The sequence below is a fragment of the Vibrio sp. KUL80 genome, from assembly GCF_059725495.1.
On record NZ_AP045841.1, the window covers coordinates 3,342,408 to 3,354,258 of the forward strand.

12 protein-coding genes are annotated in these 11,851 nt (G+C 48.1%); 2 read left to right on the forward strand and 10 right to left on the reverse strand.

Translation table 11 applies throughout. From position 1 onward, the window contains the following. The 10 genes from gspL to gspC form a co-directional block, all read right to left on the reverse strand. Positions 1–1,233 (reverse strand): type II secretion system protein GspL, encoded by a 1,233-nt coding sequence (gene gspL / locus AC6I8U_RS15530; RefSeq protein WP_498017314.1) that lies wholly within the window; start codon positions 1,231–1,233, stop codon positions 1–3. Further along, the gene (gene gspK, locus AC6I8U_RS15535; RefSeq protein WP_498018379.1) at positions 1,202–2,215 is read right to left on the reverse strand and encodes a type II secretion system minor pseudopilin GspK; all 1,014 of its coding nucleotides are present in this window, start codon (positions 2,213–2,215) and stop codon (positions 1,202–1,204) included. The genes gspL and gspK overlap by 32 nt, the downstream gene beginning before the upstream one ends. A gap of 8 nt (positions 2,216–2,223) precedes the next feature. Next, positions 2,224–2,928 (reverse strand): type II secretion system minor pseudopilin GspJ, encoded by a 705-nt coding sequence (gspJ, locus tag AC6I8U_RS15540; RefSeq protein ID WP_498017315.1) that lies wholly within the window; start codon positions 2,926–2,928, stop codon positions 2,224–2,226. Then, positions 2,915–3,271 (reverse strand): type II secretion system minor pseudopilin GspI, encoded by a 357-nt coding sequence (gene gspI / locus AC6I8U_RS15545; RefSeq protein ID WP_081936222.1) that lies wholly within the window; start codon positions 3,269–3,271, stop codon positions 2,915–2,917. The genes gspJ and gspI overlap by 14 nt, the downstream gene beginning before the upstream one ends. Further along, positions 3,255–3,857 (reverse strand): type II secretion system minor pseudopilin GspH, encoded by a 603-nt coding sequence (gspH, locus tag AC6I8U_RS15550; protein ID WP_128648807.1) that lies wholly within the window; start codon positions 3,855–3,857, stop codon positions 3,255–3,257. The genes gspI and gspH overlap by 17 nt, the downstream gene beginning before the upstream one ends. 48 nt (positions 3,858–3,905) lie before the next feature. Further along, positions 3,906–4,349, reverse strand: coding sequence for a type II secretion system major pseudopilin GspG (gspG, locus tag AC6I8U_RS15555; protein ID WP_128648806.1), 444 nt, complete (start codon positions 4,347–4,349; stop codon positions 3,906–3,908). A gap of 62 nt (positions 4,350–4,411) precedes the next feature. Beyond that, positions 4,412–5,644, reverse strand: a complete 1,233-nt coding sequence (gspF, locus tag AC6I8U_RS15560) for a type II secretion system inner membrane protein GspF (protein ID WP_498017316.1) — start codon at positions 5,642–5,644, stop codon at positions 4,412–4,414. Position 5,645: 1 nt separating this feature from the next. Then, on the reverse strand, positions 5,646–7,139 hold the full coding sequence (gene gspE, locus AC6I8U_RS15565; RefSeq protein WP_498017317.1) for a type II secretion system ATPase GspE: 1,494 nt from the start codon (positions 7,137–7,139) through the stop codon (positions 5,646–5,648). Between the two features lie 2 nt (positions 7,140–7,141). Beyond that, complete coding sequence (gene gspD / locus AC6I8U_RS15570; RefSeq protein WP_498017318.1) at positions 7,142–9,166, reverse strand: type II secretion system secretin GspD; 2,025 nt, start codon at positions 9,164–9,166, stop codon at positions 7,142–7,144. A gap of 31 nt (positions 9,167–9,197) precedes the next feature. Continuing rightward, positions 9,198–10,124, reverse strand: coding sequence for a type II secretion system protein GspC (gene gspC, locus AC6I8U_RS15575; RefSeq protein ID WP_498017319.1), 927 nt, complete (start codon positions 10,122–10,124; stop codon positions 9,198–9,200). Positions 10,125–10,386: 262 nt separating this feature from the next. Here gspC and hslR point away from each other — a divergent pair, with 262 nt between their 5' ends. Continuing rightward, complete coding sequence (gene hslR, locus AC6I8U_RS15580) at positions 10,387–10,773, forward strand: ribosome-associated heat shock protein Hsp15 (RefSeq protein WP_042478583.1); 387 nt, start codon at positions 10,387–10,389, stop codon at positions 10,771–10,773. A gap of 15 nt (positions 10,774–10,788) precedes the next feature. Next, positions 10,789–11,670: an Hsp33 family molecular chaperone HslO gene (gene hslO, locus AC6I8U_RS15585; RefSeq protein ID WP_498017320.1), complete on the forward strand. Its 882-nt coding sequence runs from the start codon at positions 10,789–10,791 to the stop codon at positions 11,668–11,670. The last annotated feature ends 181 nt before the right edge of the window (positions 11,671–11,851 follow it).

An 11,851-nucleotide genomic window follows, 5' to 3' on the forward strand; every position in this document is an offset into this window, starting at 1 on the left:
CTACTTCTTCTTAAGTACAAAGTTACCCATGACCACTTCGCCATTACGGTTGAGTGGACCTTGCGTTACTTCAAATTGCGTTTCTAGCTTCACTCGCGCGGCTTCAAAACTATCAAAATCGCGGCTGGTCACATTCATGCGAACTTCATTGCGGTTTCCATCAAAGGTGAAGCTCTGGACCTGCATACCATTCACCTGTCCCACGGTATCGGGCAGTTTCGATAGCCACTCCAATACCGACTCACTGGACAAATCACTTCCGCCTAGACGCTTAAGCTCATCATCCATCTGTCGCTTAAGGTAACTCACCGTTGGAATACGTTGTTTATCTGGCAGTACCGCTCTGAAAATTCGCTCACTTTCAGCTCGGTAGGCGGCCGCTTGAGATTCGTACTGGTTCACCAGCACAACTTGCTGCGCAACGAGTGCTACAACAAGAATGGAGGCAGCAATAGCGACTTTTCGCCAAACCTTCCAATGTCTTAAAAAGGATGCCTTCGGTTTAAAGTCACCCGTCATTAGATTGGCACCACTCTCTACGGTACCTTTCGACAACAATGCCATTGCAGGCTCTGGCGGCATACTGTGCCAGTCAATATGCTCAGAGCTCTCAGCGAAGGATGTCGGGACGGGAGAGTAGCTCTCTATCGCGACTTTGCTCTCATCTTCACTCTCCGACACCAGCAAATAATCGGAATCGATCACCGCGTCCATCCAGCCTTCATCAACGACTAGACCGCGCTGGTTCGCCGTACGAAACAGCCATTGACCATCAAGGTGGATAGCACTGACCTGCTCCGTTTGAGGCAAAGCGAGCACATCAGGGATAACCTTTTTGACTTCGATTCCCTGCTCAGCAAAGCTTTGAATAACATGCGCCAGATATTGACGGTCTACCGCTGCAATAGACGCACTGCCACCCTGCTTGCTAAATATGGTGAAATGCAGCTCATCGACGTCCTGAGCAATATCGTCTTCGACAAGAAATGGCAGCATAGTCTCGAACTGACGTGCACCACCCTGCGGGATCTCGACATCAGCAAAGTGCACGTCCTGTCCACTTAGCATCAATAGCGTAACACGCTGCTGTGCATACTCTTTAATGTCAGCGAGCTGGTCGAGGTTGTTAAGCTCTCCGCTGGCTATCACTTCTTGCTGACTAGTTGACCATACAGCCCAATGTATTTGGCTATCTGGTTGGCTATTCAGGCGAACGGTTAAGAACTCGCTCACTAAATCCTCCAAATCGACGACGGACTACCGTCACTTCCTGTCTATCTTGACTAAAAAACAGGCTGCGCAGTCGCATTCGCGACTCTCCAACGACAACCTGTGTGTCCATTTCAAAATAGGCGCTGTCTACAGCAAGATACTGTTGGGCTTGCTGTTTAGTGTTGCTGTCTACACTGGCCATTTGAGACTCGGCCATAAACTTATCAATACCTGACCAACCGTCAAAAGGACGGTTTTCGATCAGCTGTCTCGCATTCTCTACCGATAGACTCGGCGCAAACAGTGCTGACAGCAGCTCCGCTTGCTCCACGACTATCGTGTTTACATTTAGGCGCCAATCTGCGGTAGGTAGCGCACATACAACGGGCGATATGTTCAACATGGCGTCACCGCTCATCTGGTTAATCGCCCTCAGCTCTGTACTGTCGGCGACGAATCCATTGGGGGCAACATAGCTCGGTGACAAGGACTCATAGTAGCTATCCCCCACACCGGATACCGACCTTACGCTGGTCTCTTTATTAACAAACTCCCACGTTGAGTCTGCGACCTGTTCCGCTTGGTAATTTTCCACACCACTTTCTTCAAGCAGCTTTTGGAAAAAGCGCACCAGAAACGGCTTAGTGGCACTGTTTGTCGCGGGCTGAACCGTAGAGAGCGCATTGATATTAAAGCACGCCTGCATATCACGGATATAGCCAGTCGCCTCGCCGTAATCAAGTGGATACGTCCGCTCTTCAATCGCCCATGGCTGGTTGAGGTTAACGCTGTCCTTATTGTCTTTATAACTCTCTTTTATGGCCACCGATGCCAGGGCTTCAACGCCAATCGCATACCAATACGCTTGCTGATAATTTACCTGATTTGACGCACGAGTAAATTGGCTAAATAGGCGCTCTGACATCGTTGCAGCGATTGAAACCATAATGGCAAGTAACAGCAGAATCACAATCAACGCGACCCCTTTTTGGGATTTAGCCATCACTCTTCTCATGAGTTACCGCCTTGAGCGCTGCCTTGATTATTACCTTGGTTATTGCCACCCGAATTACCGTTGTTGTTACTTCCACCTGATGAAGCATTTAAGGTGCCCGCTGGGGTTAGGTAAATTCGGCTAATTTCGTCATAGTCTTCAAAGCGGATCTTTACCTCAATGGCAAGCGGCAGCGTTAACTCAGTCTGCCATTCGTTAGCCCAGGACTCACCGTTGTAAAAACGCATATCGAACGACTCGACCTTGGTAAATATCGGCAAGGCAACCGGCTCTTCACCCACCGTCGTATCTGGGTAGCGCCACCACAGTCGTTCAAGCTTACCTTCTTGCAATCGGTAGCCTATCTTCGCCACTTCTCCGCGAGGAAATTGGTTCTGTGGATTCAGCCAGCCCAAGCGAGCAAACAGCAATCCTCGTCCTTCTGATTCCAACAATCCCTCTTGCCAAAGCATCAAACGAGTGAGGGGCTCTTCCCCTTCATGGCGAAACTGCCTAAGCGCTAACTGCTTGAAGTCACTATCTAAATAGACAAAGCCACGCTGAATCTCTTGCAATCTGGCACTTCGTGCTTGCGACAGTTCATTGCTGCGCTGAACTTGGTTTACCACTTGGTAAGCCGCAACACTTAAACTGGCGAATATCGCGATGGCCACCAGCACCTCAATCAAGGTAAAGCCTTTAGCACGGTTACTTATCGACATAACTTCTCACCGTAACAATCGGGCTCGCTTTAGCATCCGTGGCGACACTGACATCAAAAGCGGATAACAAGTTATCCGCTGTCTCAATTGGCTGAACACTCCAATACCACTCACGACCAGCCAGCGTCTCTTTGCCTTTTTTCGCCTTGAGTTCTGAGGTATCCAACATGACCTTCGCCATTTGGTTATCAACCACCATGCTCGCAAACGCTTTCTCTTCCAAGTAGCTTAGCGTATTGATGTGTTGACTGACCGAACGAATAATAGAGATCGCAGCAGTAGCAAAAATGGCCATTGCTATCAGCACCTCTAGTAAGGTCATGCCTCTAACGCTCTTTTTCATTCCAATCTTTCACATCCATTAGCGCAAGGTGTCCGCTCTCTTCTACCTCAACATACCAAGTTTGATCTTGCTGAGCCCGATTAACGGGTGCTAAGACAAACACCCCTGCGGTAATCTCCCCACTGGAGAGAATGAATACTTGTGGCGGCTTTTCTTGTTTCTTCTCTTTTTCGACATCCGCAAACATATCTTCATCGAATAGAGAGCCAGGCTCAAAAAGTCGATCATCATTGCCCCAGATACCTGTGCTCAAATCGAGCTTAATCGACAACGCCTCAGGCAAGGTCGTTTCTTCAGGGATCTTACTCAACGAGACCCGTTGCCAACCGTCTTGTTTGAGCTCCAAGAACACATACTGTTTTTTAGCCTCATCAACACGTATACCAAAATCTTTGCCAGCTAACATGGCTTCTTCATTAAAGAGTTGAAGTCTTTGGTATAGGCGCTGCGCTTGTTGTTTGGTTTCGTCACTCTGGCTTTGTGGCAGGGTTGAAATAACCGCCACGGCACTGACCGACAGCAGCACCAACACCAGCATAATTTCTAATAGGGTAAAACCACCTTGATGGCGCTTGCGAAATAACATGAGGGTTCACTTTGGATTAAAGAGGGGCAGATGCCCCTCAATACGAAATTACTGGAAGTCTTGAATGTTCCAGTTGCCGATATCAGCGGCAGGGCCTTCACCACCTTCTTGACCGTCCGCACCCAGCGTGAAGATATCGATCGTGCCTTTATCGCCTGGGCTTAGGTATTGATATTCGTTGCCCCATGGATCGGCAGGAAGACGACGAATATAGCCACCATCGCGGTAGTTACGTGGCTCAGGGTTGCTAGGCTTAGTTACCAATGCCTCTAGACCTTGGTCAGTCGTCGGGTAAACGCTGTTATCCAACTTGTACATGTCCAGCGCGTTTTCAAGAGCTACAATATCGGTTACGGCTTTTTGTTGGTCCGCTTTCTCTTTGTTACCCAACAAGTTAGGCACAACGAAGCTCGCCAAAATCCCCAAAATAACAACCACTACCATTACCTCTAGCAGGGTAAAGCCGGATTGTTTTTTCATTCTTTTTTTCATCTCTAACTCCAAATAAAGCATCCTCAAAATTGAGGATAATAGTAACCGTCCGCCTGGTTAGATTAACCAGACATCAAATTGTTCATTTCCAATATTGGCATTAAGGTCGCCATCACAATAAACAGCACTAACCCAGCCATCACCGCGATCAACGCGGGAGTAAAAATACCAAGCGCGATGTTCACCGTAGACTCAAAGCTTTGGTCTTGGTTATCAGCGGCGCGAGTCAACATACTCTCTAACTCACCACTTTGTTCACCACTGGCAATCATATGCAGCATCATAGGTGGGAACAGCTTGGTTTGCTCAAGCGCTTTGCGAAGGCTGGCACCTTCTCGCACGTTATCGGCAGCGGTCGACACCTGCTTCTTAGCAAAGTGGTTGGTCATCACATCCACGGAGACCTTCATTCCCTCTAGGATAGGAATGGCACTGGAGGTACAAATTGCCAGAGTGCGAGCAAAGCGCGAGGTGTTAAGGCCTCGAGCGATCTTACCAATCAATGGGAAACCCAGAACCTTAGTATCCCAACTCATTCGAATTGAGGGCTTACTCAGCGCCACTTTAATCAGATAAAAAGTGACAACAAAGCCGCCTAATAACATCAGCCCCCATTGCTGGATAAAGTCACTCGATGATAAGAGAAATTGCGTCGATGCGGGTAACTCTTGTCCCATCTGTACAAACTGACCGACAATCTTAGGCACCACGGCAGCAAGCAGAAATGCCACAATCGCGACCGCAAATACCACCAGCACAACAGGGTAGATCATCGCTTGCTGCAGTTTGGAGCGCATTTTTTGTCGATTCTCAGCATAATCAGCCAACCGCTCCAAGATAGAATCTAGGTGCCCTGACTTCTCCCCTGCCGCGACCATAGAGCGAAACAGTTCATCAAAAACGTGTGGGTAGTCAGCTAAGCTGTCTGACAGGGTATAACCTTCAGTAACCTTTGAGCGGATTGCTGCCAACATGGTTCTAATACGGGGTTTCTCCGATTGCTCAGACACCGCTTTTAGGCATTCCTCAAGCGGCATGCCCGATTGTACCAAGGTCGACAACTGTCTGGTTATGAGTGCCAAATCAGGTGTGCTCAAACCTCGTTTAAACATCGGCTTGGCATTGCTACTTCCCGATGAGCCAGATTGAGCCTTGCCTTTCGCCTCAACAATATCAACCGGCATCAAGCCTTGCTCTTTTAGGCGTTGGCGTGCCTGACGAGCGTTATCGCCCTCAATGAGCCCTTTGACTTGTTTGCCCTTTGCATTGAGAGCTTTGTATTCAAACGCTGCCAAGTTACGCTTCCTTCGTCACACGCATGACTTCTTCTAGCGAGGTCACGCCAAGTTTTACCTTGTGGAAGCCATCATCACGAATACTTGGAGTATGAGAGCGTATGGCTTTTTCAATCGCCTGCTCACCGGCTTCATCATGGATAAGTGACTGCACGGTATCGTCAACCATCAACAGTTCGTGAATGCCAGTTCGTCCACGGTAACCTTTGTGGTTACAGTGCTCACAGCCCACCGCTTTATGTAGCGTCAGTGGCTGCGCTTCCGTTAGACCAAACAGTTGCTTGGTGGCCGAGTCAGCTTCGTAAGGCTCTTTACAATCATTACAAAGGGTTCGTACCAATCGCTGAGCAAGAACGCCCAACAAAGATGACGAGATAAGGAATGGCTCAATACCCATATCACGCATACGCGTAATCGCACCAACTGCAGTGTTAGTATGAAGCGTCGACATCACCAAGTGACCCGTTAAGGACGCTTGCACCGCAATCTGCGCCGTTTCTAAATCACGGATCTCACCAACCATCACCACGTCTGGGTCCTGACGCAAAATCGCACGCAGCCCACGAGCGAACGTCATATCAACCTTTGGGTTCACCTGTGTCTGTCCAATACCATCGATATCAAATTCGATAGGATCTTCTACGGTCAGTATGTTGCGCTCGTTACTGTTGATCTCTTGCAAGCCCGCATACAGGGTGGTCGATTTACCTGAACCCGTAGGACCAGTGACTAGGATAATGCCGTGCGGACGTTGGATAAGGTGTCTGAAGTTCTCATGATTCTCAGGCGTCATACCTAAACTATGCAGATCCAAGCGTGTAGCGTTTTTATCGAGAAGACGCATCACCACACGCTCACCGTGTGACGACGGCATAGTCGACACACGTACATCCACCGCTCGGCCACCGATACGTAGCGAGATACGACCATCTTGAGGAACACGCTTTTCAGCGATATCCAGCTTCGCCATAACTTTAACGCGTGAGACCAAAAGCGGCGCTAGCTTACGACTTGGCGCGAGTACATCACGCAATACGCCATCAATTCTAAAGCGAATCGACAGCACTTTTTCGAAGGTTTCGATGTGAATATCCGACGCCCCCTCTTTAATCGCTTCACCAAGCATGGCGTTGATAAGCTTGATAATCGGTGCATCATCGTCAGACTCAAGTAGGTCTTCGTCTTGAGGGAGCTCTTCCGCCAACGAGAAGAAGTCATCGCTGTCTGCACCGATGTCTTCCATCAATTGACGCGCTTCAGATGAGTCACGCTGATAAGCTTGAGTCAGTTTGGCATCGAACTCACTGGATGGTAGAGAGTGCAGCTCGAAGGGTCTACGAAAGACCCTTTTCACTTCTTGCAATGCGTTGAGAGCAAGCGGCTCAACATAGTAGAGCACCGACTGCTCTTCATGTGCTTCAAACACCACTTTAAAGCGATTAGCAAAACTAAACGGCAGGCGGTTTGCCAAAGGGCGATGCTCTAAGCTTTCCATAGTTAGTTCGCTTCTACTTGATCGATAAAGGCTTGAATCTCTGAAGGATAACGATCGGTTTCGTTAAACTCAGGTAGTACCGGAATAAAGCCATCGTCCATTAATTTCAGACCCTTGTCTGCTTTAAACAACTGCTCAGCACGAATGTAGTTGTACTTACGCTGAGTAATACCATCTGAGGTCATGCCATCACGAATGATGGTTGGCTTGATAAACACCATTAGGTTCTTTTTCTCAACGGTGGTCGATGTAGAGGTAAACAGGCGACCTAGGTAAGGAATGTCACCCAGGAACGGAACTTTGGATTCACTCTCTGCAGCACGCTCGTCAATCAAACCACCAAGCACAAGCATCTGACCATCTTGGATCATCACAGAGGTATTCAACTGACGCTTGGCAAAGCGCACGTCTACCGCACCGTTGGCACCCAGTACGTTCGATACTTCTTGCTCAATGTTGAGCTGTACTGAGTTACCTTCGTTGATCTGCGGCACAACCTTCAGCTTGATGCCCACTTCTTTTCGATCAACAGTCTGGAACGGGTTGCTGTTGTTTGAGCCTGCGGTTGAGCCCGTCAAGACCGGCACCTCTTCACCGACAATAAACGAGGCTTCACCGTTATCCATGACGGTAATACTTGGCGATGACAGAATGTTTGAGTTGGATTGACTCGATACTGCGGTAATTAACGCGGTCCAGTCACCCAAGGCAATACCGACAGCGGCACCTTGAACACCACCCAAGGCACTGGCAAGTGCCGTATAGTCTCCACTTTCGGTAATTTCTCGCGTTTGAGGTGTCCCGTTAACGTCAGTGTAACTCTCGGTTCTTTTCTGATCTTTGGCTTCTTCCATACCGACCATAACACTGCCGATAGACGCACCAGTGTTACTAAACTGAACCACACCACCGTTGGATAGCGAGCCCCATTGAACGCCTAGGTTGGCGCCATCGACATCCGCAAGTTCGACAATCAGCGCTTCAATCAACACCTGTGCACGACGAATATCGAGCTGCGAAATAACCTCAAGCAGCGCTTTCATAATATCTGGCGGCGCAGTAAGTACTAACGCATTGGTATCTGGATGAGCGGCAATCATGACTTCTGTGCGGTTCGCGCTCGAGCCTGACTTTGAGCCCGCTTGCTTTTCCTTTTGCAGGTTGTCTGATACGCCCTTGAGCACATCAACGAGATCTTCAGCTTTCGCGTATTTTAGGTATTGAACGCGGTTGTTACCCTTGGTCGCCATCTCAATATCAAGCTGACCAATCAGACGACGTAGACGCTGACGAACTTTTGGGTCACCTGAAATAAGAATGGAGTTAGTACGCTCATCCGCCACCAAATTAGGTTGGAGCAGAGCCGGGGTATTCTTTGCGTCGGTGGTTTTGTTTAGCGCATCGACAATACGCACCATTTCAGCCGCGGATGCGTTTTTAAGCTCAACGACTTCTACCTCTTTGTCGCCTGCTTGGTCAACGCGACGAATGATATCCGCCAGACGGTTAACAACTGCAGCACGACCTGTAATGAGGATGATGTTTGCTGGGTCGTAGTGGACTACGTTACCTGCCCCAGCATTATCATTTAGCTGTCTTAGTAGTGGTGATAGTTCACGTACCGAAACGTTCTTCACCGCCACAACGCGCGTTACTACCGTATCACCGGCCGTAATGTCGGTATCGCCAACGACTGGGATTGCCGATGTCTTCGCGTCTTTTGCCTTAATCACTTTTAGAATGCCGTTGTCCATCTCAACAACGGCAAAGCCATATACCTCAAGTACATTTAGGAAAAAGCTGTAATACTGCTCTTCATTGAGGACGTCGTAGCTGCGCACGTCGACCTTGCCACGTACTGACGGATCAACGATGATGGTCTTGTCGAGGTTTCGCCCGACAATATTGATAAACTCATGAAGGTCAGTGCCTTTAAAACTGGCGCTAAATTCATTGGCTGATACCGCTGGGACAGCCAATAGGCTCCCCATCAATAACCAGGTACTTGTTTTAAGCCAACTTTTCACTTAATGCTCCCTTGTAATACTGTCCACATGACTAAAATTGGATAAAGATGTCATGTTGCTGTCCATCGCGCTCAACGGTGAGGTTTAATTCTGTCAGTTCAGTGATGGATTGATAAATCTGTCCCATAGCCGCAGGGTCGGTCAGGTCTGCACCGTTAAGTGCTACTGCGATATCGCCATTTTGTAGACCAACCGAGTTAAATAACTCAGGATCTCGTCCTGGGCTCACTCGATATCCCTTCACCTGTCCGTCACGCTTTACTTGAGAAAGCCTAACGTACTGAAATATTTGCTGTGGGTCTTGAGTAATTGTGTTACGAATCGCTGCTAGCTTTTCTTCTGCATCTACTGGGTTGTTACCAACCACATTGGATGCTGCTGCTTGAGGTCGTTGATTTAACTCAAGCTTTTTATATTCGAGTCCTTCAAGCATAACGGTCTCGTCACGACCTGCGTTGGAGATGATAATACGATCAATTAATACCGCATTGATGGTTGCTCGAGTGCCATCAATTTGCTCACCAATACCATAGGTGCCTTGCTTACCACGATTAGCCACTACTGCTAAGCTTAGGTCAGGATTAGAACTCACGACAGAACCCACCAGCACCACATTCAAACGACTTTTTGGCGCATCGGTCACGACAGGGGCTTGTACCACTTTTTGTTCTCGGCTGTAAGCACCAAAGATATTGGCGTTATTAATATCTGAAGATTGCAGCTTGGTGGTTTGTGATGAGTTTGCAGTGCTTACTGCCGCTGGCGGAGCCCAACGCGTCACAGAATGAGATTGGGGAAACAACTGCCATAACAACGCACCCGCGATCCAACAAGAGATCACAAGTAACACTAACGTCAGAAGTAAACTGATTTGAGGCTGATACTGCGTGCAACGTCTTAAGAGTGAGGTCAAAGAGGCAGCGGAGACACTGTTCGCCGATATAGATAATCCTTTCACTCTCTAACTTCCTGCTTGGTAATGAACTTTCCAGTTATTCACTATGTTATAAATCCAATGATATAAGCAACTTTTGCTTCCTGCCAACCGACAGAATATAGCATAACTAGTATTACAGTAATGCGAATACGTGTTTGGGGTTGAATTTTTTAGACCCAAGCACCATTTAGTACACCAATAGCAAGATAAAAGTATCACTAGTTCCGTACGGTAAGTCATGACTGACTTTTTGCCGTCACTTACTTAGAAAGTAGGATTCACGATGAGTTCCGAGAATAATTCTGTTCGATTGGATAAATGGCTGTGGGCCGCTCGCTTCTATAAAACCAGAAGTATCGCGCGAAATATGGTCGATGGTGGCAAAGTCCACTACAATGGACAGCGCTCGAAGCCGAGTAAAATAGTGGAATTGGGAGCTGTCATCGCTCTACGCCAGGGTAACGAAGAGAAGACCGTGGTCATTGAGCGTATTTCAGATCAACGCCGAGGTGCACCGGAAGCCCAGACTCTCTATAGCGAAACTTCTGAGAGTATCGCAAAGCGAGAAGACAACGCGTTGAAGAGAAAACTGCACGCACACAACCCAAGTCCTGAACGTCGACCTGACAAAAAGCAGCGTCGCGATATCATTAAATTTAAACACCAATAAGCTGGAGCTTCCTCAATGGCTAACAACATACTTAACCGCTACCTTTTTGAAGAACTGTCTGTGCGCGGCGAACTCGTGCAAATGGATACAGCTTATCAAGAAATTCTATCAAGCAAGGAATACCCTGCGCCGCTACAAAAGCTGCTGGGTGACCTGCTGGTATCAACAAGTCTACTTACAGCGACACTGAAGTTTGAAGGTTCGATTACCATGCAACTTCAAGGTGATGGTCCAGTATCGCTAGCAGTTATCAATGGCGATCACAACCAGAAACTCCGTGGCGTTGCACGCTGGGAAGGTGACATTGCTGATGATGCAACTATCCACAACATGATGGGCAAGGGCTACCTTGTGATTACGATTACTCCGGACAAGGGTGAACGTTATCAAGGTGTCGTCGGCCTAGAAGGCGATAACCTATCTGAGGTACTAGAAGGCTACTTCGAGCGCTCTGAACAGCTTAAGACGCGCCTCTGGATCCGCACTAGTGAGTTTGAAGGCAAGCCTCACGCTGCAGGCATGATGTTGCAGGTAATGCCTGACGGCACTGGTACACCAGAAGACTTCGAGCACCTTGAGCAGCTAACAGACACCATCAAAGATGAAGAGCTATTCGGCCTAGATGCGAATACCTTATTGTACCGCCTATACAACCAAGACAAGGTTCAAGTGTTCGAGCCGAAAGAGGTTGAATTCTTCTGTGGCTGCTCGCGCGAGCGCAGTGCCAATGCGATTGTGACTGTTGCACAAGAAGAGATCTTCGAGATCATTGCTGAAGAAGGTCAAGTGGCGCTTCATTGCGACTACTGTGGCACGACTTACGCGTTCGATGAAGCCGAAGTCAAAGCGCTTTACGCGGAAGCAAATTCAGACGCAGGTGACAAGACGATCCATTAATCGTCACTGAGTTCTAGTTCATAAAGCCAGATCGCTAGCGATCTGGCTTTTTTTGTTCTTTTTATTTAACAGAATTGCAAAAAACATGAACAGAGCATCTAACCAAATACGTAAATGATGTGTTACATTTGATCTAGCGCAAAGGTTTGCTTCGAGGAGAAATTAGCCCAAATTCAATATG